The sequence below is a fragment of the Neptunicella marina genome (assembly GCF_014270035.1).
Classification (GTDB): Bacteria; Pseudomonadota; Gammaproteobacteria; order Enterobacterales; family Alteromonadaceae; genus Neptunicella; species Neptunicella marina.
In genome coordinates, this window is the sequence record NZ_JACNEP010000007.1 from 125,456 (window position 1) to 147,324 (window position 21,869).

The 21,869-nt window shown below is 43.1% G+C and carries 18 protein-coding genes; 5 read left to right on the plus strand and 13 right to left on the minus strand.

What is annotated here, in order from left to right; translation table 11 throughout:
• Positions 1-106: 106 nt before the first annotated feature.
• The 8 genes from H8B19_RS10580 to H8B19_RS10615 form a co-directional block, all read right to left on the minus strand.
• Positions 107-511 carry a hypothetical protein gene (locus H8B19_RS10580; protein ID WP_186506854.1) on the minus strand — a complete coding sequence of 135 codons (405 nt, stop codon included), beginning with the start codon at positions 509-511 and terminating at the stop codon, positions 107-109.
• A 118-nt stretch (positions 512-629) separates the two neighbouring features.
• Positions 630-1,799, minus strand: coding sequence for a serine hydrolase domain-containing protein (locus tag H8B19_RS10585; protein ID WP_186506855.1), 1,170 nt, complete (start codon positions 1,797-1,799; stop codon positions 630-632).
• A gap of 99 nt (positions 1,800-1,898) precedes the next feature.
• Positions 1,899-3,173, minus strand: a complete 1,275-nt coding sequence (locus H8B19_RS10590) for an ATP-binding protein (RefSeq protein WP_186506856.1) — start codon at positions 3,171-3,173, stop codon at positions 1,899-1,901.
• A gap of 3 nt (positions 3,174-3,176) precedes the next feature.
• Positions 3,177-3,911: a response regulator gene (locus H8B19_RS10595; protein ID WP_277816403.1), complete on the minus strand. Its 735-nt coding sequence runs from the start codon at positions 3,909-3,911 to the stop codon at positions 3,177-3,179.
• Positions 3,896-4,300 carry a DUF3019 domain-containing protein gene (locus H8B19_RS10600; protein ID WP_186506858.1) on the minus strand — a complete coding sequence of 135 codons (405 nt, stop codon included), beginning with the start codon at positions 4,298-4,300 and terminating at the stop codon, positions 3,896-3,898. Before H8B19_RS10600 ends, H8B19_RS10595 begins: the two co-directional genes overlap by 16 nt.
• Positions 4,301-4,315: 15 nt before the next feature.
• Positions 4,316-5,167 carry a MipA/OmpV family protein gene (locus H8B19_RS10605; protein WP_186506859.1) on the minus strand — a complete coding sequence of 284 codons (852 nt, stop codon included), beginning with the start codon at positions 5,165-5,167 and terminating at the stop codon, positions 4,316-4,318.
• A 242-nt stretch (positions 5,168-5,409) separates the two neighbouring features.
• Positions 5,410-6,228, minus strand: coding sequence for a 5'-nucleotidase, lipoprotein e(P4) family (locus tag H8B19_RS10610; protein WP_186506860.1), 819 nt, complete (start codon positions 6,226-6,228; stop codon positions 5,410-5,412).
• A 137-nt stretch (positions 6,229-6,365) separates the two neighbouring features.
• Positions 6,366-8,171, minus strand: coding sequence for a serine hydrolase (locus tag H8B19_RS10615; RefSeq protein WP_186506861.1), 1,806 nt, complete (start codon positions 8,169-8,171; stop codon positions 6,366-6,368).
• A 151-nt stretch (positions 8,172-8,322) separates the two neighbouring features.
• Between H8B19_RS10615 and H8B19_RS19235 the strand changes: the two genes are divergently transcribed.
• From H8B19_RS19235 to hpf, 3 genes are all read left to right on the plus strand, one after another.
• The gene (locus H8B19_RS19235; RefSeq protein WP_186506862.1) at positions 8,323-10,044 is read left to right on the plus strand and encodes a histidine kinase; all 1,722 of its coding nucleotides are present in this window, start codon (positions 8,323-8,325) and stop codon (positions 10,042-10,044) included.
• Positions 10,045-10,052: 8 nt separating this feature from the next.
• Positions 10,053-10,748, plus strand: a complete 696-nt coding sequence (locus H8B19_RS10625) for a LytR/AlgR family response regulator transcription factor (RefSeq protein ID WP_186506863.1) — start codon at positions 10,053-10,055, stop codon at positions 10,746-10,748.
• 129 nt (positions 10,749-10,877) lie between these two features.
• Positions 10,878-11,234 carry a ribosome hibernation-promoting factor, HPF/YfiA family gene (gene hpf / locus H8B19_RS10630; protein WP_186506864.1) on the plus strand — a complete coding sequence of 119 codons (357 nt, stop codon included), beginning with the start codon at positions 10,878-10,880 and terminating at the stop codon, positions 11,232-11,234.
• A gap of 32 nt (positions 11,235-11,266) precedes the next feature.
• On the opposite strand, the gene H8B19_RS19155 is transcribed toward hpf, so the two are convergent.
• Together H8B19_RS19155 and H8B19_RS10640 are read right to left on the minus strand one after the other, a co-directional pair.
• Positions 11,267-12,349, minus strand: coding sequence for a methyl-accepting chemotaxis protein (locus tag H8B19_RS19155; RefSeq protein WP_186506865.1), 1,083 nt, complete (start codon positions 12,347-12,349; stop codon positions 11,267-11,269).
• A gap of 422 nt (positions 12,350-12,771) precedes the next feature.
• Positions 12,772-14,688 carry a methyl-accepting chemotaxis protein gene (locus tag H8B19_RS10640; RefSeq protein WP_186506866.1) on the minus strand — a complete coding sequence of 639 codons (1,917 nt, stop codon included), beginning with the start codon at positions 14,686-14,688 and terminating at the stop codon, positions 12,772-12,774.
• Between the two features lie 299 nt (positions 14,689-14,987).
• Between H8B19_RS10640 and H8B19_RS10645 the strand changes: the two genes are divergently transcribed.
• Complete coding sequence (locus tag H8B19_RS10645) at positions 14,988-15,548, plus strand: hypothetical protein (protein WP_186506867.1); 561 nt, start codon at positions 14,988-14,990, stop codon at positions 15,546-15,548.
• Between the two features lie 48 nt (positions 15,549-15,596).
• Here H8B19_RS10645 and H8B19_RS10650 read toward each other — a convergent pair whose 3' ends face one another.
• Entirely contained in the window at positions 15,597-16,739 is a 1,143-nt protein-coding gene (locus tag H8B19_RS10650) for an aldose epimerase family protein (protein ID WP_186506868.1), read from the minus strand.
• A gap of 188 nt (positions 16,740-16,927) precedes the next feature.
• Here H8B19_RS10650 and H8B19_RS10655 point away from each other — a divergent pair, with 188 nt between their 5' ends.
• Entirely contained in the window at positions 16,928-18,226 is a 1,299-nt protein-coding gene (locus tag H8B19_RS10655; protein WP_186506869.1) for a M20/M25/M40 family metallo-hydrolase, read from the plus strand.
• 93 nt (positions 18,227-18,319) lie between these two features.
• Here H8B19_RS10655 and H8B19_RS10660 read toward each other — a convergent pair whose 3' ends face one another.
• Both H8B19_RS10660 and H8B19_RS10665 read right to left on the minus strand, forming a co-directional pair.
• The gene (locus H8B19_RS10660; protein ID WP_186506870.1) at positions 18,320-20,776 is read right to left on the minus strand and encodes a TonB-dependent receptor; all 2,457 of its coding nucleotides are present in this window, start codon (positions 20,774-20,776) and stop codon (positions 18,320-18,322) included.
• A gap of 303 nt (positions 20,777-21,079) precedes the next feature.
• Positions 21,080-21,844, minus strand: a complete 765-nt coding sequence (locus tag H8B19_RS10665) for a CPBP family intramembrane glutamic endopeptidase (protein WP_186506871.1) — start codon at positions 21,842-21,844, stop codon at positions 21,080-21,082.
• Between the last annotated feature and the right edge of the window lie 25 nt (positions 21,845-21,869).

The window sequence follows — 21,869 nt, forward strand, 5'->3', positions numbered from 1 at the left end:
TTAATTTACAGGCCTTTTTTGACGGGATGTCATGTATTCGCATACGGAGCTCACAGAAGAGTAATTCAAACGGCGGTAAAACCGCCAAAATAAGACTCAGGACCTTTTATTTAAATTCGGCAGGCAATGCACATTGAAAGCCTTGTTGATTCAGCCACAGAACGGCTTCTTCAGGATCTTGCGTATAATAATGAAATTCAGGATCGTACTGACTAACATCACCAATAATATTGGCTTGAGCCTGCAAACGACACACAGTGACTTCATGAGTTTGATTGTGTTCAATACACCAGTCATATATTAGCTGAAAACCGCTTAAGGCATCGGGAGTCGGCATAATCCATTGCCTGATATCAACACACGCAGCCCAGGGTTCATCCTGAATATTAACAACCGTCTGTTGAACCTCGGCTAAAACTTTGTCTACGATATTACGTGTCCACACTTTATGTAGCTTCACAAAAAGAACACGGCCAACTAACTCCATCTGACAATAATCTTCAACTCGCATGGGTTATCCGTCTAAAAACTGTATCACCAGCATAAAACGAAGTGCATCAATTGCCAACACTGAAAAATATTCAAAACAAAAAAAGCCGCTTTGCGGCTTTTTTCATCAGAAAACACCTTTATTTATCAAATTCAATTTCATATAACTGGTTTAAGAAACTATTCACTTCAACCTCACATTGAGTCTGCGCACCGCAGGTTAAAAAAGCAGTAATACTGGTATCAGACTCTGGAATATACAGTGATAATGTTGAATATCCCGCTTCCTCTCCACCATGGTGATAAACAGTATGACCACCAATATTCTGTTTAAAAATTCCCATACCTGCGTAAAAACCTTCACTGATTTTAATATGATCACCATCGCCTCTGAGTCTGGCATGGCTTTCTTCGCTTATCATAGGATCATCGGTCACAATCACTTTTAGCAGATTGGCAATATCTTCAACATTGGCCACCAAGGGTGCATCAGCAACACCAATTCGCTCATAAAACGCTTTGGTATCCACCATAACTCCATCATAAAGAAGATAGCCGGAAGCAGTATCATATTGTTCCCTTTCTACCGCTCCATAATGCATGCTGGTAAATCCAAAAGGTTCAAAAATACGTTTGCGCATTTCAGCTGAATGGTGTTCTCCAAGCACACTATCCAAAATTAATCCCACCAATAAATAACCTGAGTTTGAATAATGAAATTCTTCACCGGGTTCGTTATAGGCTGGCATATCATAGGCAAATTTTAAGGCGTAACTGTCAGTTTTGAGTGTTAACTGATCTTCAAGCACAGCCTCAAAGAATGCGTCACCTTCCAGATAATCATAAACACCTGATGTATGAGTTAACAACATGCGCAGGGTAATTTGCTCACTGTACTGAATGTGTGACAAAACTTCCTGTGACAAGTAGGTGCTAATCGGCACATCAAAATCAATATACCCCTCTTCATAAAGCATATTAGCTAATAGTGCAGTGGCTTTTTTGCCCGAACTACCATTTGGAATAACGGCATCAACCGGCATAGGCGCCTGGGTGTCCAGATTCGATACGCCAGCGCTTCCCCAAAATTGTTTGTCAGGGGAATCAATGTATAACACGATACCCGGAACAATATCTGAAATACGCTGCTCAATTAATGCTTGATAATCCACCTCATTAGACACAGGAGGTGGTGTCGTGTTTTGAGGCGGAGTTTGGCTGTTATTATTACTGCTACCGCCACAGGCGGTGAGTAAAATGGTTGCAGCAGCAAGGCTGGTTAATTTTAAAGTGTGAGCAAAGTTAATCATGGTTTCTTCCTTAAAGTCATCTTGAATTCGATGAGCGTATTTTAAGGAAGAGCTTTGATCAGAGCGGTAACAGGCTGTAGGAGATGTATCAAATTGTAGCTATTTGCTCACAGCATGAAAGAACACACAAAATTTGGCCCCACCCAGCTCTACTGAATGAGCAATCTCCAAATCTGCCGAATGCCACTGCGAAATTCTTGAGACGATAGCCAGCCCCATACCATATCCCGGTGTAACATCCGGATTATCGCCACGAATAAAAGGTTTGAGTAACTCCTGACGTTTTTCAAAAGGTATACCCGGGCCATTATCTTCTACGGTCAACTGTACATACTGGCCGTTACGACTAAGCCCGACGCTAATGCAGCCATTTGCATACTGATGGGCGTTAATCAGTAAATTATTTACCAGCATACTAAGATAATTAGCTTCTCCCTGAACTTTTAATCCGGATTGAATTGTCTGGCGGATTTCGGTATCAGGCATATGCTGGCTGTCAATACAGTGAGCCACCAGTGAAGATAAATCCACAAGCTCCTTACCCAAACTATCTAATTTTTGTTCAAGACGAGCATAATTGAGCAACACATTAACCAACCGCTCCATTTCATCAATGTCTTTGGCTAAATGCTGCTGATATTTTTCGCGTTTTTGCACGTCTTTAGTATCTTCCAGCGCTTCAATGCCAAAACGTAAACGTGCTAACGGCGTGCGCAGATCGTGCGATACGGCATTACCCAATAATTTATTATCATTGACCAGTGTCTCAATGCGCGCCGCCATATGATTGAATTCCCGCTCAATATCTGCGATGTATGAGGTAGAGCTTCGTGCAATTCGACGGGTTAAATCACCTTCACCAAAGGCTTTGGCTACTTTTGCCAGCTTTTGCAGGCGATTAATCAGTGGATATAACCAAACCAGTACCAGCGCCAGTATTCCCACGTAAAACAATAATGTCAGGCTCATTTGTAAACGACTAACCTGCTGTTTGTCATTTATTATCATTTTCAACATCAGGATTTGTTGATGCTCAGGCAGCCAGAAATTGATGGTAACTTCGCTGTCGTCTTCGAGCAACAAAGGCTCACCTTGTTTAAAGTGTTCCGCAAGAGAGGGAGGCAGTGGAAAGTTTTCGGCGCTATCAAGAGCAAGACTGATTGAATGTGTTTGCTGATATTGTGAAAGCTGCTGCCCAATATCCTGTTGCTTATCTAAAGAGCGGGCCAGCACAGTTCCCAGTTCACGGTAACTTTGGAACTCATCCTGAACTGCCTGCTTGCTCATATGTACAAACAGATTATCCAGCCCCCAGCCCAACCCCACAATCGCCAGTAATACGACCAACAGCAACGAAAAAATCAGCTTTTTCACTTATTACACCCAGGCATCACTGACGAATAAGTACCCCTTTCCCCATACCGTTTTGATACGAAATGGATTGGTAGCATCATCACCCAGTTTTTTACGCAGGCGCGACACCAGTATATCGATAGTACGGTCAAATCCGTCATATTCGATGCCGCGGTATTGCTCAACTAAATCTTTACGGCTGATTAATGTATCAGCAGATTTTGCCAGTATGCATAACACATCAAATTCATTAGACGACAGTGCCACCCGCTCCGAGTCCAAAATAGCGGTACGGGTATTAGTATCGAGTTTTAACTCACCAAATTGCAGAATATGCGCTTTTTGTTGCTGCTCCTGAACTTGTTGGGTTTGCTCAGATCGACGCAACAATGCCTTAATGCGTGACAGTAGCACTCTTGGTTTAACCGGCTTAGTCAGATAATCGTCCGCGCCCAATTCAAGACCTAGCACTTCATCAGTTTCCTGATCACGCGCCGTCATCATTAAAATCGGCCCATGATAAAAACGTCTGGCTGCGGTACAAACATCAAAACCATCTTTAACGGGTAACATGATGTCCAGTATCACCAAGTCAGGATTATCAGCTTCTATCAGTTCAATGGCTAAGTCCCCCCGGTTGACCAGGGTAACCAGATATCCCTGTTCGGTAAGATAATCACTAAACCACTCTGCCAGTGACATATCATCTTCCACCAGCATGATGTGAATGGGTTCACATTCGCTCAAAACAGCCTCCATGTTGATACTGTGCGTTTGGTGGATTTGTATACCCAAGCAACAACCACCTTGGCGTTTGCGACATCGCGCCCTGTTGGATCCTGCAAGCTGTAATCGGTTGACTGCACACCTTGGAATTCAAAACTATGCGTTCCCTGTTTGCGATCTTTCCAGCAGGTGACGACTTTGTTATCTGTTTTGTTTATCAGACAATAATCGTTCGCATGATATGTATGCCAGTTAATAGTGACATCCAAATAACACATCTGGCCACGGTGAAGTGCAATACAGCGTTCTGGTGTCACCAACAAGGCCGCATTTTTTATAGCTTCATCTGCGCTGGCATTAATGCCAGTTAGCAAACTGGCCAATGCAAAAATAAAAACGATCAATGTTTTCATGTTTTTCATCGCGGTTCCTTGCACTTAAAACACGTAATTGATACTGGTTCTTACTGACACAGCGCTCGATTTTTTAGTCTGATAAAAGGGACTATCTACGATCGAATCATCAAGCGACGTAACTCGGGTGGCGGCTTTAAACACCCAATCTTCTGATATGGGATAAGTCACACCGATTTCGGCACTGTAACTTATACTATTCCCCGATTTGTAACGTGGCAGATCGTAATAACTCGCTCGGCGCTTATCCACACCAACAAAAAAGTTATTTAGCTTTTCGTCACCAAATTCCACCCCTATCATGCTGTGCACGTTCCAGTTACGAAGCTGCCAGCTACGTCCTAATACCAGTGATGCCAAATTGCCTTTATGATCATTAGTAGCATCATGTTGCAAGGTAAATTGCACCATGTTGTTACCAAAATATCCCATTAAGCGACCACCAACGATCCAATTCCCTCCGTCGCGCCAGTGTTTTAATTCTTGTCTAGCCCATAAACGGTTTTCATATTGGCTTTGACCAAAACTGTCACTGGCTAAAATATCAAAAGACCAGTTTTCGCTATTCCATGCGTTGTAACCAAGCGATAAACCACGTGCGTCCTCACCATGCATTTCGATGAAAAAGTCATCCCACTGATAACTACCATTAATAATGATATTAATAATCGCAATATGATCAGACGTTTCACTAAATGTGGGACCTGTGCCGTAAAAAGCCTGCATCCCTAACTCGATGTAATTATTATGAAAACCCGATTCGATACTGTTATCACGTAATGTCTGACCAATATCTTTAGCTAAAGTCTGACTGGCCACCATGCTTAGGCAAAAGGCACTTAAGGCCAAAAAATAAGATTTGAATGACTGCTGCATGTGTTTAGTCCCTGTATACAAGTTTGAGCATGCATATTATTGATTTGAGAGGAAGATAGACGTATCAAAATCCACATTCTGTAACAACATGTAGCACGAGTTAATCGGCGTGCCTGCATCCTTTCCTGCGGGCGCTATATTACTACTTGATTCGGGAGATACAAAAAATATACTAATATAAAATTGTAAAAATTGATGAGATTAATGAAGGGCAAATGCAGAAAACATTTGCCCGGCAAAACTTACTCTCCCGACCAGGGCTTCAATGCAGCTTTACGTGCATTGCTTTTTTGCTGAGGGCTCAATGACCAGTTTTCATCATACACTTTGCCTTCCCAATCACCATACATGGGGTTAGGCAACATGATGTATTTAGTACCAAACAAGGCTTTATTTTTGTCAACTGCATGAGCTGCCTGTTCAAAACCTTGTTGATAGAATTCATTGGTGAAATCACTCAGATTATCTCCCATAAACAAAGCAATATCATAGCTCTCCAATACTTTTTGACGACGTGCTTCTTTATCACTGGTAGTCGTTTTAAGCATCATATGTACATCATCCACAAACGGATAGCCTAATGCTTTTAAATTACTTGCTGTGGCCTGCAACCCTTTTTCAGAGCGATTAGTAATATAAAACACTTCAGCGCCGCGACTTTTTACATAGTTTAAGAACGCTTTAGCCCCCGGCATCGCAGTCGCTTGTTCAGCCTTCATCCACTTTTGCCAGGTCTTACCTGAATACCCCTGATCTTTGCCAATCTGCCAGGCATTATAAGCAGAGTTGTTTACCACAGTTTCATCGGCGTCGACCACAATCGCAATTTTTTTATCACCCGTATATGTTGCCAGATAGTGATCGAGACTCAGATGAGCCAGATTGAATGCCTGATAAGACAACGCACGGTATTCACCTGAGTTTTGCACCCAAACGTTTGCCATAACAGCTTGTTCATTTAACTGTTTAGTATTTAACTGGGGGACGTCAGCAACAGCTAAAGAACAAGATAAAAACAAGGCCGCAGAAAAGGTAGTGCGCCAGGCAGAAAAAGAAGACATAAAACACTCTCAATTTAACTAGATAAGCGCGGATTTTAGCCTTTTAACCTGTCCCTGCAAACCGATGAACTCGAAATTTTGTTAATCAGTGATATTGTCAGTCAGCAATCCAGTCGCTGACCGACAACGAGGCAAGGTTACTGAAGTAATTTCTGCAATTGTTGCGCCGCATGTTGATTGTGTGGATTTAACTGCAGGGATTTTTGATAGTTTTCAATTGCCAGTTCTTTGTTCCACAGCAGTTGATAAGCTTCTCCCAGACTGTCATACGCGTTAGCGTTCTCAGGGTACAACAGGGTCTGCACCTTCAGGTATTTAATTGCCAACGCCAGATTTTTTTCGTTAATCGCCTGATAACCAGCCCGGTTAATAGTGGACGCACTGCTAACGGGAGAGTCGGGAAAACGCTGCTGCCAGAGCCGGTAACATGCAAGCAATTGCTCTACCGACGCCTCATCGGCAATGTCAGCGGGGATAACTTCGTCATCTGTTAATTTAGGCATTAAAAATGCCTGTTTTCCCTGACGATAAAAGGTTAAATACAATCGATTATCTGCTGGATTAAGACGCGTATTGAAGCGGTTATTTTCATCGGAAGCACCAAACAAACCATCACCTGCATAATAAACCTCACCTTGCTGTTGTTGACTCCATAACGCCAGCCTGCCCTGATATTTTAATTGCTCATCCTGCTGGTAAATTTTCAAAAAACTGCCATAAGGAGCCAGATAACGCCCCTTTAATTGCTCTACCATTTTTGACTCTGCAGCCTGTGATGAAACAGGCACAGGCTGTTGCCATCCTTGTTGTTTAATAATGGTTGAAACCAATTGATTAATCACCGGAATACGGGCTGGATTGGGACCGTTACCAAAAATAGCAATGGCCCGACCATGCTGCATGCTGGCCATTACCTGCCCGCCAGTTCCTGTATTTGATCCGCCATGTGAAAACCATTCGATATTGCCAGCACCATTTCCCCGCATCCAGCCCAGCCCCCAACCGCCAACTTTTTTAAGCGTTGCAATCGATGTGGTTTGTTCAGCTACCCATGAGCTGATCACTTTCGATTTTTTGTGGGCCAGCGCCAACTGCACATCCACTAAAAACTTCAACATATCCTGAGGGGTACTCCACATGCCAGAGGGGGCAATTTGAGGACATATTGGGATCCCCGTGCCTATTATTTTCTGCTGATTATCATGCACTCTGGCAACATTACTTAAAAAGCCGGGCTGATTTGCTTGCAACATGGTGGTGTGGCGCATCCCCAGCGGTTCAAATAACATTTGCCGCGCCAGTTGCGCCAGAGGTTTTCCGCTAATATCTTCCAGCGCTACCTGTACGATGACATACCCACCACCACTATAATTCCAGTCACTACCCGGGGTAAATTCCACGGCAACAGGTTTATCATAACGGGGGAGTTTAACGCCATTTAAGCTTTCAATAATGGTAGGAATATCATCACCCAGATAAAAATCAGCAAATCCTCCCTGACTGGTACCTGCGGTATGGCTGAGTAAATGACGCAATGTAACAGGCTTATTATGAGTAAACTGATTATCCGTCAGTTTCCAGCGCTTCAGATATTGGTTTATGGGTTTATCCAGTGACAATTTTCCCTGCTCTACCAACATCAAAGCGAGGGTGGCTGTTACAGGTTTAGAAATGGATGCGGTAGAAAACGCAGTATCAATATCAATCTTATCACCGCTGCCAAATTCTTTTTCTCCGGCAACCGCAACTATCTCAGTTTTATAGTTATCAGCAACCGCCACACTGACGCCACTAAGATGATATTTTTTTAATAATGTCCCTAATTCCAGTTGCTCCAGTTGCTGAGTTTTTTCATCCTGCGGAGACAAATCTATCGCAGCAACACTCCTGGCGGTGCTGATTAACAGCATCAAACCAAAGATAAACAGGTTTCGACAATACATAATGATTTCCTATGCAAAAATAAGCGTTTGCCCAGATTAATCACATATAGTCGAACCTCATGGTCTTATTTCCTCAACCGCAGCCTGCCTGCATGAACGACTGTTACCAAATGAAAGATTACTGGTACCATATTTAAAAAAGGAAATTGCAGTGAAGACCATTATATTCAGTGTACTGCTATTGTTTTTGTGGATTGGCTGGTGGCTATCGCCGTGGCAAAACATTAGCTCGGCTCCAGTAATAACTGCATCTGACTATCTGTACACCGCTGACTCCGGGCAGCCTCTGTTGTTGCCGACACAGGATTTACAAAACTGGCAACGGCATCCAGCCAGTGGATTACCTCGTCTTGATAGTCCGTTGTGGCTACAGATGACCTTTAAAATTGAACAAACACCAAGCTCAACTCAGGGGTTATATATATCCGCTCTGGGCGCATATGATGCGTTCTGGGACGGGGAAAAACTCGGCAGTAATGGCCACCCCGGCAATAACATTGAGGAAGAACAGCCCGGAAAAATTGATAAGGTGCTGTTACTTGCTCCTAAGCAGCTGACTCCCGGTCATCACGTATTAAATCTGAATATCAGCAGCTTTTATTTCCCCGCCCACTTAAAAGAAGCAGGATTATGGGCTCTCATCAGTGATTATGATTTCTTAATCGCAATGCAATACCAACGGGTCATGCCGGCACTGATGATGACAGGTGCTTTGCTGTTGATCTCTATCTATTGCTGGATGCTTTATTTTACGTCGCTTAAAGAACCCGCCTGGCTGGTATTTGGCATACTGTCTTTCACCATATTAATGCTGATAATAGCCGAATCATGGCGCGGGCTGTGGGGTTACACCTACGATTGGCATATATTGCGTATGCAAATTGTTCTGGCGCTTTCCTGTGCGGTATCGACATTACTATGCCTGTTCTTTTGTTATTTCTTTCATTGTTCCCGTCGCTGGCGACTGGCCTGGCCATTGTTTTGCACCGCAATACAGCTTGCGATACTGGTCATGATGGACGGATATGATACCCGCAGTCTGTATGTATTCGTATCGGGTATTACCGTTTCCATGCTGATCTGTCTGCACGCTATGTGGCACCAGCATAAACAAGCGTTAGTGATGTTAATCGGTTTATTGCTGTTTATTTCGCCGGTTACTTTTAATCGTCTGTCGTATATGGATCAAAATTTCTTTGTTTGTTTTGCCATATTAATCGCGTTGATTCTTTACTGGTTAAATCAAACACTTAAAGAAAAACAGACACAACTTCATCAAAGTCAGTTAACCGCCAGCCGTTTACAACTTGAATTAGTCAAGAAGCATCTGCAACCACATTTTATTATGAATACCCTGACAGCCATTGAAGAGTGGATAGAAGAGAGCCCTGCAATAGCCATTCAATTTATTCAGACTCTGGCGGATGAATTTCGCTGTCTGGCCAGTATTGCCGACAAACCACTTGTACCAGCAGGACAGGAACTGGAGTTGTGTCAAACCTATTTAACCTTAATGCGCTATCGCGCCAACACACACTATGATTTTGTTACCGATCAGGTTAACCCTTCACTGCAACTTCCACCTGGTATCATATTAACCCTGCTGGAAAACGCTATTTCGCATAATCAATACCCCCCGGGCCAATATCAGTTTTCTTTGTTGCAAAGCGCGACTAGAAAACACACCGAGCTCTGTTTTGTGGCGCCGGTAACCCATTCAGGGAAAAAACGATCAGGCTCAGGAACCGGCAACAAATATATCAGGGCACGCCTGAATGAAAGCTTTTCCGACAATTGGCAGATGAAGGTCACACTGGACTCTGAACACTGGTTCGTCACCATTAGTCTGCCAGCAACGTTACATAAAACCTAAGGTTAACGATGAATCTGATAGTAGTTGAAGATGAATATATGGTAGCTAAACGGTTGATGCGATTTATTCAACTGGCGTTGCCAATGCAAAAGCTAAATCTGGTGCATTTCACCCGGCTGGACGATGCCAATGATTATCTGGCCAGCCATGCTGTTGATTTATTGTTTCTCGATCTGAATTTACAGGGGCAAGATGGCTTTGAGCTCTTAAAACAACAACTCAGTAAAAGTTTTCACACCATAGTAGTATCTGCCAATACAGACAGAGCCATTGAAGCATTTGAACTGGGAGTCGTGGATTTTATTGCAAAACCTTTCAGTGCTGACAGGATTGCCACCGCATTGCAACGGGTTCAGTCGCGCATACAACAGGTTGGTTGTGAGTACCTGTGTTATCGCCATATTGGGAAAATGGAGTTATTACGGGTGGCCGACATCAACTACATTAAAGCGGCAGGTCATTACAGTGAAATAATATGTAAGAACGGGCAGCACATATTGCACGATAAAAATCTCGACAGGCTGTTAACCCTGTTACCACCCGATTACATCCGTATTCATCGATCTTATGTGGTGGCTATTTCCTCTATTAGTAATATCAGCGGCAGTTCTGCCAGCCAGTGCCAACTTGAATTGCATTGTGGCACCAGATTACCTGTAGGTCGTACACGATATCACCAACTTAAACAACGATTAGGCGGTTAATCCCTTTCAGGTGCACTCCACTTTTATAAAATATTTTGCAACTAATGGGCTTGTAATTTGGACTAAATATCCCAAGCTCTATAAATGAAGAGCAACAAAACACGTCATAACAATGACTAAGGAACCCCTATGAAAATTAATCTTTCAGGTCACCATGTTGATATCAGTGATGCCGTTAGAGAGCATGTCGATGAAAAACTCAGTAAAATAGCAGGACATTTCCCAGGTTTAATTTCTGTAGATGCCATTATTGCCAAAGAACATGGCGAATTTCTGGTCGAGCTGATTACTAATTATGAAGGGGTAAAAATTGCGACTAAAGGCACTGATACAGTGATGTATCCAGCCATTAGTAAAGCAGCGAAAAAATTTGATACCGCGCTAAAGCATCGTAAAGGCCAGTTAAAAGATGACCTGCATAAAAAGCCGGTTGTCAGTTCACCAGAAATAGCCCATGAAACCATTCAAAATATGAATTTAAACTAGCCAAAAAAATCCCCGCCAAAGCGGGGATTTTTTTATTCATTTAATAACCGCCCCAGCAATGTCATCACTTCTTCACTTGCTGACTCCATTTGCTGCAGGCACTGCATTACTTTGTCAAGATTGCCATTTTTAAATTCACGGGTTGCTTCAGCCCCCATGGAATGAACCCTTGCATGAGGATTTTCAAGCTGTTTAAAACTTGAAGTATGTCCATATCGGTCAGCCCCTTCGGCCCGACACCACTGCCCAAGTCGACAGGCATTATGATCGGCCAACTCTTCAATACGACGTGTATTCTTACCTAACATGTAGGCATACACTTCACCTTTAAAAACAACATGATCCAACTTCACCGTTTGCACAAATGTCTCACGAGACGAAGATGAAATCGTTTTTTTCATATTATCGCAGTGTGCAACTATCAATTCATAATCATCTTTAAGGCTTCCTATGCCTTGTGATAAGCCTTCATTAGTTGATTGAATATGCCCTGCTGAGTCCACAGTTTGACCTGTGGTACTGATAATTTCTTTTACCAGTTCCGATACCTGATTGGCTGACTTACTGGTATTGTTAGCTAAGACACGAACCTCATCGGCAACCACGCTAAATCCACGCCCCGCATCGCCGGCACGTGCAGCTTCAATCGCCGCATTTAATGCCAGCAAATTAGTCTGATCCGAAATACTGGAAATAGTTGTTACAAAGGCGTTGATATCATCCGCCATTTTGGACAGACCGGAGATATTTTGTGTCATACCTCCCATATTACTGCTCAGCTCATCGGTTCCTTTTACAATCGAACTTAATGCGTTAGCTGAATCATCAAATAATTTGTTGATTGCATCGATAGCATGACTTTCTTTCTCGATACAGGAAAAAGACGCAAATACAGATTCACGAATAGCATCAATTTGCATAAATCCATTAAGTGCACAATCCAACACTTCCTGATGAAAACCTGATTGCTGCTGTGGCGTAATTGCCTCTATTTCAGCGCTTAAAGCTTGATTTTCATCCATTAACTGCTGATTTTTGCGTTGTTCATCTGCCAACTGACTGCGCAATTGTGCAACGTCTTCTTTTAATTCATTAATCGTAGAGAATGGAAACATACTTACCTCGGTATGTAGAAAGTAATTGTTATGACGATTTAACAATCAACAATCTAATATCAACGTAACGCACAGTAAGAACTCATTAGCATCGTAATCCAATTGAAGCTGATTGATTGAAGCCAGAACTGTTTTGCGTCACTGCTATATTTAATATTGTTATATTCCAGTAACTTGTGTCTGCTTCAAGTTGCTGTTGTCCCTTATCGGCCATTCACAGTTTTTATATAGAGAATTTTTCAGCTCAACTTTACACATTATTCAATCGGACCGGTTATTTTGCATGTTGGGGTACCAGGCCTGCAAACCGGCGCCGTGCTCAAAGGGCTTTGAACCTGAACAAAATTCATACATCAAAGATAAACACACCCTAAATTTCACCGATAAAAAAAGCGACCCGATGGTCGCTTTTCAAAATCAATTTATTTCCTGAACTTAGCCAACTCGCTGTCAACTGTTCTCACCAGTTCGGTAAGCTGCTGTGTATCCGCATTTATCCTTTCTACATTGCTCATATTTTCCGATGAATGTTGTCCAACACTTTGCATACTGCTGTTAATATCCTGAATGCTATAAGCCTGTTGCTCGGTTGCCACCGCGATCTGGCGATTCATGTCCATAATAACGGCTGAACGTTGGCGGTTTTCAGCTAAAATGGCCTCCGCCTGATGAATGGATTCAGATGTCTGTTTAGACGCATTCACGATAGTGGTAATTTCCTTACCCACTGATTTAGTTGTATGTTGCAACTGATCCATAATTTGCTGAATTTCCAGTGTAGAATCTGCCGTCTTTTGCGCCAGACTTCTCACTTCATCGGCGACCACAGAAAAGCCTCGCCCCTGCTCACCAGCGCGAGCAGCTTCTATTGCCGCGTTTAACGCCAGTAAATTTGTTTGATCAGAAATAGATTGAATCACTTCCAGCACTTTTTCGATGGTTTCAGTGTTCTCAGTCAGAGTTTCAATGACATTAGCAACATCATCAATTTTGCTGCCAAGCATTTCGATATCCTGACGTGACTTACTCACCACATCACTTACCTGATTCCGGCTCTTGTCGACTTCAGTAGCGGTTTGCGTCGCATTATCAGCATTTTGGGCAATTTCACCGACAGCCACGTTGATCTGTGACATTGCCGCGGACATTTGTGCAATACTCTGATCGGCTTGCTGTGAGCTGTGCATGGTATTTTGAGCTGATGACTGAAGGCTGTTTACCAGATAGTTGACCTGTTGACTGCCTGCAGCAATATTATCGAAGACCTGCTGCAGTTTTGCCGCAAATTCATTATAACCATGCACCATGGCCAGAATTTCACGCTCTCCCTGCTCAGGCAAACGGTAACTTAAATCAGCATCGCCCTGCCCCAACTGCTTAAACATACGAGCCTGCTGATGCAAGGGACGGGTTAATCGTCCTGCCAGCACCCATCCTGCTAAGCCCGTTATAATAACCACAACCAAAGTACCAAGCAGGCTGTCCCACATCATGGTATCAATGGAAGAGAAAACCTCATCATAAGGAACCTGAGCCATCACATACCAACCGGTACTTGGCACTATGCTGCTGGCCAGTATCCATTTTCTGCCATCACTTTCGACAGTAGTGACATTAAACTGGTTATCAGCCAGTAACTTGCGCTGCACGTCATGACCAAACACATCGGCTAATGATTTCTTTCCCATAAGAGCCGTATTTTTATGCACTTCGACCAGCCCACTGTCATCCACCAGAAATACAAATCCACTTTGTTCCAGCTTGAAGCGATCCATCATATCGATCACGCTATCAAATGATTTAGCGATACCCGACAATCCACGTCCATTAACTTGTTGAAAGTTAACAAACAAGTCTGTTTTACCTGTATTCTCATAATGATAAGTACTGACTAAATCAGCTTTACCACTTCTGGTATAGGTGTAAAACCATCCATCACGTTCATCGTCTTGTAACTGCCGCAGAAATCCATCCTGATTCCAGTAGTTACCGGTTTGGCGATCAGCAAATGAAGTAGCACTTAAATGGTATCGGTTAGCAATTTCCGCCAGTTTTTTAATCAGCAGGATTTCTCCCTGCTTATTTTGCCCTTTGGCATTCCAGTCCAGGATTAAAGGGTCCGTCGCAATTTGTCGTGCAATGGTCTGCATTTGATTAATCTCGCGATCAACCGCAATGGCCACACGTTGCACAACATTGGGTAACTCCTTTCCCATTACACGTTCTTTCAGACTTGATGTGGAACGATACAAATTAAGGCTGACGATCATCGCTGCCGTAATCAGTACCGACAGGATCAGACTGAAAGCAATTTTTTGTTTAATGGAGATATTTTTCATCCCGAGTACTTCTTATTTCAACAGGGGGATTAATGATGAATAAACGAAAAAACTACCCGCAAGCAGGTAGTTTGCGCATATTTTATGTCAGATGTATGGCAATCAGTAGCAACGTTCAGCATTTAACCCGGTCCTTCAAGTAAACTATTTTTTGCACTTATTTTCACAAAAAATAAATCCTATAAAAATCTATTAGTTATCGTTACATCGGACAAACTTTTTAGTTTTTTTCATCGCATTTAAACTTTTTAGTCAAAGAACTCGACTTATCTGATAACACCGATTTTAAGGACGTTATCATGAAAAAGTTATTTGTATTCCCAGCACTCATTATCACCACGGCTCTGGCTGCCTCGGTTGCCACCGCTAATAACAGCACGCCCACCGCAATCGACCTGTATAAGGTGAGGTATTTAAAAGATTGTCAGACTCTCAGCGAAAAACCGATGACTCAGGCACAAGTTGACAGTTATTTAAAGCTGGAAGATTACGCTGATCAAATGGACAGGTTGCAAAAACCAATCAGTAAGCTTCAACCTCAGCTTGACACCTTGTCAGACAAAATTAAGAACATAAGTGGGGACGCAGTAATTGAAAACGACACTGAGCTTCACATTAATAAAACGTTATTACAGCAACAAACTCATTATGCCAAACAAATTGAGCAGCTTGTCAGTGCTCATAAAAAAGATTTTGACGCGCTGGAATCGATGGGGAGTAAAATTTCAGAAGCAGCCAGTGAATTTGAAAAACAATTTAAACAGAGTGCTGGCGGACTTGACTACGACAATATCCAAATAATCAGCCCAACAACCAAAGCAAATGAACTTGTATGCCACAAAGGTGTTTTTAACATCTGACAAGTTAGCGCAATAAGGCATGGGGAAGCAGAAATGCTCCCCCGCCTTTTACCTGACAATACTGAACTTCCAGGCGATTTTTTTATGATACTGCTGCTCTGGTCTTAGTATTGCTGATGGAAAGGAGTGTTGATTAGGTGAATCAGGAAAATACTGAGGTTCGATACAAATTGCTCCTCTTGGACCAAACTGCCGATTATTTTTACCGCTAAAATCCCTGGCTATAAAATTACCGGTATAAAGTTGGACTCCGGGTAAATCAGTGAATACACTCATTGCAATTCCAGTAACCTCACTTTTTATTTCCACCGCTTTATTCAATGTTTGTTTATCGTTTGTATTAATAACCCAGTTGTGATCATAGCCGTGAGCATACAGTAACTGCTGATTCTTTTTATCAATGTCATGTATCAGCTTTTTTGACAGCCGAAAATCAAATGGAGTGCCCGCGACAGGTCGTAATTCTCCTGTTGGAATTAAACTGGGGGTAACGGGCGTGAAGTGTTCGGCCAGTACTTGTACAGCATGGTTTAGTACACTGCCTTCACCGCGCAAATTAAAATAACTATGACTGGTCAGTGATACAGGGGTCTTTTTGTCAGTATTAGCGCGGATATCAAGCAACAGACGATTATCATTGTTCAGACTGTATGTGGCGGTAATATCAAGATTACCCGGAAATCCCCCATCGCCGTCAGGGCTTGTCACCTTTAGCGTCACGCCTACTTCTGTATCATTTTGCCAGCTTGAAGCCTGCCATAGCTTTTTGTTTACCCCGGCACTGCCGCTGTGCAAATTATGCTGGCCACCATTTTGATCCAGTATATATTTATGCCCATCCAATCGAAAACTCGCATTGGCGATGCGATTGGCAAAACGCCCCACAATGGCACCAAGATAACTGTTATCCGCCACATATTTTTCGACAGTATCGTACCCCAGTACGATATCGGTCATGTTGCCATTTTTAGCTGGTAGCTGAATTTTTTGCACTATGCCACCATAAGTCAGAACAGTAACCTGTGTGCCCATCCTGTTGGACAACTGAAATGCCCATACCGGATGACCGTCATCAAGCTGTCCGAATTTATGCTGTTGTACGTTTAATGATGGCGAACCAGCCTGCACATCAGTCGCTCCCAGCGTCATCCTGCTAAAAACGGCCACTAACAGGAAATATCTCCAATTCATCAGCAGTAGTCCTTTCACTTATTGGGTATTTCAGCCTACCTCAAACAGGGTGATTTTACAGATAATTCAATTTGTTGAGTTAATTGTGAAATCACATTTTGATTAGGGCGTATTGATCTTTTGGATGAGATCCTGATGTAAATTTGCAATAGTAACGGCTTGTTGGCATTAATAAAGAATCACTATCCATGTATAAACTATCTCTGTTGCTCATCGCGGGTCTGCTTTCAAATTCAGCACTGGCACAATTATCTTCTGTCGAAAAAGGCCTGATAAATCAGGTTGACCACAATAACCCAGAGGCGGTCACGCTGCTAAAAGACATCGTGAATATTAACAGTGGCACCATGAATTTCAGCGGCGTAAAAAAAGTTGCTGACCGTTTGATACCGGAATTTGAGGCGTTGGGGTTTAATGCTCACTTTGAAGATGGCAGTGCATTTAACCGTGCAGGACACCTGATTGCTGAATATAAAAGCGGAAAAGGCCCCCAAATATTAATGATCGGGCACCTGGACACCGTATTTGAGGCAGACAGTCCGTTTCAGCATTTTGAAATGCTGGACAATAACATGGCTAAGGGTCCTGGTATTGCAGATATGAAAGGCGGTGATGTCATCATTTTACAAGCGCTAAAGGCGCTGCATCAGGCCAATGAATTGCAGGGTCTTAATATTCGTGTGGTGATGACAGGTGATGAGGAATTAAATGGAAGACCATTAGCCAAATCTAAACAGGCGCTGGTCGACGCCGCCAAATGGGCCGATATAGCCCTGGGCTTTGAAAATGGTGATGGCAACCCGCGAACAGCAAATGTTTCCCGGCGTGGATCGGTCGACTGGACACTAACCATATCGGGCCACGCCTCACACTCGTCACAAATATTTAAGGACAAGGTTGGAGCAGGTGCTATTTATGAAGCATCACGTATTTTAAACCAGTTTTACCAGCAACTGCGCAGCGAACCGTTACTTACCTTTAACCCGGGCAGAATTATGGGTGGCACCACGGTCCACCATAATAAAATGAACAATAGTGGCGATACTTTTGGCAAAAACAATGTGGTGGCGCAGAGTGCGATTGTTACCGGAGATATTCGTGCCGCATCGCTTGAGCAGTTAGAACGTGTAAAAGATAAAATGCGCAAAATAGTGGCAGACAACCTGCCACAAACACAGAGCGTCATTGAGATTGGCGAGGGTTATCCGCCCATGGGCGCAACAGATGGTAACCAACAACTACTGAGCATTTACAGTAACGTGAGTCAGGATCTGGGTCAGGGGCAAGTAGAAGCGGTCAACCCGCTAAATGCCGGCGCAGCTGATGTGTCGTTTACGGCACAATATGTATCTATGGCACTGGATGGACTCGGCATGAGCGGAACCGCAGGTCATACGGTTAACGAAACAGGCAATATGGTCAGCTTGCCCAATCAAACTAAACGCGCCGCCCTACTCTTATACCGTCTGAAAACCATGGCTAAATAAACACAAAAAAGCCGCCCACTGGGCGGCTAAAAACAACAGACACTTAAACAAGTATCCATACAGTTTGTCCATAAACTGCTTCGCTGCAGTGCATTAAAAGTACCCACGTACTCCTGCAGCGATACTGCGCCCCGGACGTGGCGCAATATCCTTAAGAAACGAGGTATGCACCCGCGCTTCTGTGTTAGTCAGGTTTTGTCCTTTGAGATAAAACACGATTTCCTGTGCATCAATAGGTAAGTGATAAGAAATCGTCGCATCCAGCATGATGTAACCATCCGTTGCGGTTTCTAAAGTCTCAACTTTGTCCTGTTTTTGATAGCGCGTTACATTTAGGTTAGCGCTGATGTTCTGACCTTCGTACGCGATTTTAGTACCAAAACGCAGTGGTGGTGTGCGTGGTAAATCACCACCATCCACTAAACGTGCACGCACATAGTCGGAGAACAACGTAGTTTTAACAGAATCAGTTGCCTGCCAGATAAATTGCGCCTCAAAACCATGTAAAATAGCATCTTCAGAATGGAACACATAAACAGGCAAATCTGCGTGTTCATGTTCGTGCTCTTCATGCTCTTCTTCGACACCTTCCTCTTCATGCTCATGTTCAAACTCGGCAACAAAACCGGTTGGTGACTGATAATAATAATTGTCTACACGGTTATAAAACGCGTTTAGGATAAAACCAAAGTCACCTTCGGTTTTACGCAAGGTCAAATCGATATTGTTGGCGGTTTCAAGTTCAAGATCATGATCGGCCAAATCTAAGTGTGATTCTTCACCTTCGTTATGCAACTCAAACAAGGCTCCCACTTCATATGTACCTGCACCAATGTGCGGGCCAAAGGATAGTACCTCTGAAGATGAAGGCGCACGTTGAGAACGGGATAAAGACACACCTAAGTTATAACCCGGTGCAAAATCCCACACTAAACCTGCAGATAAGCTAACTGGGTTAAAGCTTTTACTATAACCAAACAAATCGGCATGTTCGTGGTCGTGATCTTCATGTTCCTCGTGCTCTTCTTCATCATGATCTTCATCGGCATTATGCAGCTCCAACTCAGGTAAACTCACCGCATTAGATTCAAGTTCAACACGTTCAACACGCGCACCTAATTGCACTAACACGTCGCCAAAGTGTTGTTCTTCCATCAACGCCATGGCCAGGGTTTTCGTTTCTGAAGGAGGTGTAAAGGCTTCTTCGCCCTGCGCTTCAAAGTCACTATTTTTATAGTGTACACTCAAACCACCGGTCCAGCCGGCAACAGCTTGATGCGATAAATCGACACGCAATTCAGAGCTTTTATTTTTAAAAATGGTGGAAGGCGCACCGTCTTCGATTTCAGCGTGCTGATAATCTGTATAAGCAGCGCGGGTATTGATGCTACGAATAAAACTATTTTTAAAGTTTAATTCGCTAAGTAACTGATAACGGTTTTGTTCAAGGTCGGCAAAAACCGCCTCTTCTTCGTGTTCTTCCTCATGATCTTCATCTTCGTGCTCTTCTTCCCCACCATGATGATGACCAGGAATGCCGTATTCACGATCTAATCTACCAACAGAAAAACCCACATAGCCGTTATCCAGCAAATAACTGGCACCTAAGGTATAACCGCTAGAATCTTCACCACTGTTAGCCACATGATTTTCATCTTCATGATCGTGCTCTTCTTCGTGATCATGGTCTTCAATTTCAGCGCTACCGGGTACTTTATAATCATCAGACTGACGCCAGAAACCATCTACATGGAATGCAACATCGCCAGAGCCAGTGTTTAAATTAACCGAAGCTAAATCCTGATTATTAACGCTTTGGTGCTGAAGCAACCATTCGCCACGCGTCTCTGTATCGGTTGGCACGCGCTGATCAACAACATTAACCACACCACCAATGGCACCACTGCCATAAAACAAGGTTGCAGGACCACGTAATACTTCAATTTGTTCAGCAGTTGACGCTTCTGAAGCAACGGAGTGATCTGGCCCCACACGCGATGCGTCACCCACATCTAAACCATTTTGAGTAATTAATACTCTTGGACCACTTAAACCGCGGATAATAGGCGTACTCGCGACACCGGCATAAAAACTGGTTTGTACACCTACTAAGTTTTCAAGGCTATCACCTAACGTGGATGCCTGTTGCATACGTAATTCATCGCCACCCAATACATTCACTGGAATAGCGGATTCAATGGTAGATGCATGAAATGGACTAGCAGTAACATCAACCACTTCGATAGGTGTGGATTTAAGCGTGAGAGTCACATCTTGACTGCCACTAGCGGGTACGACGGCGTCAAAACTCTTGTGCGCATATCCTTTGGCTGAAACGTGAATTTCAGCTGCGCCTTGGCTTAGTTCATTTAATACAAAATGCCCTTTGCTATCGGTTGTTGTTTCGACACTTGTGCCTTTTATCGATACTGTTGCGCCTGCAACAATTTGGCCTTTTGAATTAACAACCTGACCTTCCAGCGATTGCGCAAAAGCAGTAGCAGGAAAAACAGTCGCTACAACTATTGCAATCGACGAGAGCTTAAACATGGAGAACCTCATTTTTTGTTATACTATATCATTACTTGAGAAATGTTATACTATCACAACAATATAAAGCAACCCGATTTACGTAAATTCACCGTAAAATACGCTGAATGACAGGTTTAATTGAATGTGGTTAAAAGTAACTGGACACAAGCTGTGTATCATCACGCTCTGTATAAAAAGCTAAAATGAAACACAAGGTTTGAAGATGGATGCACTCAATACGCCGGGCATTGTAATTGAACGCTAATTACACCCGGCATAAATTTAATAGTGATGTATTTAAAATATCAGCCAGCGTTTTTATTAAAATAATGCCGGTAAAGCATGGATGGTAATATCAGCAAAAAAGTGCAGAAACATGGCTGCCAGCAATCCGCGTTTCCAGTAAGCATATCCATATCCCATACTAACAAAGGTATTACCAAGCACAGTTCCAACGATAGTAAACGGTGTCGCAGCGGAATAAGACATCAAATGTGGAATATGTGCAGCGCCGAAAAACATACCGCTGACAATTATCACACCCCACACTATTTGCGGTGTCAATTGGGTTTTACCCGATACTTTTAACACACCAAAACACATTACTGTCATTAGACCAAGTCGGAACCAGACTTCTTCGGCCGTAGCACCGAGAGAAACAATGGTACCGCCCCAAAAACCGCGAAATCCATAAGCAGGCATATTGGCGGGCATATTTGACTGATTAACATAACGAATAAGCAACACCATAAGGCCAAGCACAAGACCCAGCTTGATGGCCCAAATCAGATTGGGTGTTATTTGGCGAAATAACGCACCCGGCCTGGCAATAATGGTTTCGACATCAGGTGCACCCAGGCCGATTTTACGTCCCAGATATAGCCCAGCAAGGGTCGCTGGCAAATTGACAATAGTGACAAAAACAAGGCTCTGAATGACTAACTGGTTCAGTGGTACCGGGGCTGTATTTTGGCTGGCTAATAAACTCAGTAACTGTACTGCTGAAGCGAGTATAAAAATAACGCTGGCTGTTTTATAAAAACTAACCTTTTGATTTGACTCAAAATGGGAGGAAGAAACATCCATTTCATTCATTTCCTGTATAAATTTT

Coding starts and splice junctions, on each gene's coding strand:
- H8B19_RS10580 (WP_186506854.1), bottom strand. CDS start 511: ATGCGAGTTGAAGATTATTGTCAGATGGAGTTAGTTGGCCGTGTTCTT.
- H8B19_RS10585 (WP_186506855.1), bottom strand. CDS start 1,799: ATGATTAACTTTGCTCACACTTTAAAATTAACCAGCCTTGCTGCTGCA.
- H8B19_RS10595 (WP_277816403.1), bottom strand. CDS start 3,911: ATGGAGGCTGTTTTGAGCGAATGTGAACCCATTCACATCATGCTGGTG.
- H8B19_RS10600 (WP_186506858.1), bottom strand. CDS start 4,300: ATGAAAAACATGAAAACATTGATCGTTTTTATTTTTGCATTGGCCAGT.
- H8B19_RS10605 (WP_186506859.1), bottom strand. CDS start 5,167: ATGCAGCAGTCATTCAAATCTTATTTTTTGGCCTTAAGTGCCTTTTGC.
- H8B19_RS10610 (WP_186506860.1), bottom strand. CDS start 6,228: ATGTCTTCTTTTTCTGCCTGGCGCACTACCTTTTCTGCGGCCTTGTTT.
- H8B19_RS10615 (WP_186506861.1), bottom strand. CDS start 8,171: ATGTATTGTCGAAACCTGTTTATCTTTGGTTTGATGCTGTTAATCAGC.
- H8B19_RS10625 (WP_186506863.1), top strand. CDS start 10,053: ATGAATCTGATAGTAGTTGAAGATGAATATATGGTAGCTAAACGGTTG.
- hpf (WP_186506864.1), top strand. CDS start 10,878: ATGAAAATTAATCTTTCAGGTCACCATGTTGATATCAGTGATGCCGTT.
- H8B19_RS19155 (WP_186506865.1), bottom strand. CDS start 12,349: ATGTTTCCATTCTCTACGATTAATGAATTAAAAGAAGACGTTGCACAA.
- H8B19_RS10640 (WP_186506866.1), bottom strand. CDS start 14,688: ATGAAAAATATCTCCATTAAACAAAAAATTGCTTTCAGTCTGATCCTG.
- H8B19_RS10645 (WP_186506867.1), top strand. CDS start 14,988: ATGAAAAAGTTATTTGTATTCCCAGCACTCATTATCACCACGGCTCTG.
- H8B19_RS10650 (WP_186506868.1), bottom strand. CDS start 16,739: ATGAATTGGAGATATTTCCTGTTAGTGGCCGTTTTTAGCAGGATGACG.
- H8B19_RS10655 (WP_186506869.1), top strand. CDS start 16,928: ATGTATAAACTATCTCTGTTGCTCATCGCGGGTCTGCTTTCAAATTCA.
- H8B19_RS10660 (WP_186506870.1), bottom strand. CDS start 20,776: ATGTTTAAGCTCTCGTCGATTGCAATAGTTGTAGCGACTGTTTTTCCT.
- H8B19_RS10665 (WP_186506871.1), bottom strand. CDS start 21,844: ATGGATGTTTCTTCCTCCCATTTTGAGTCAAATCAAAAGGTTAGTTTT.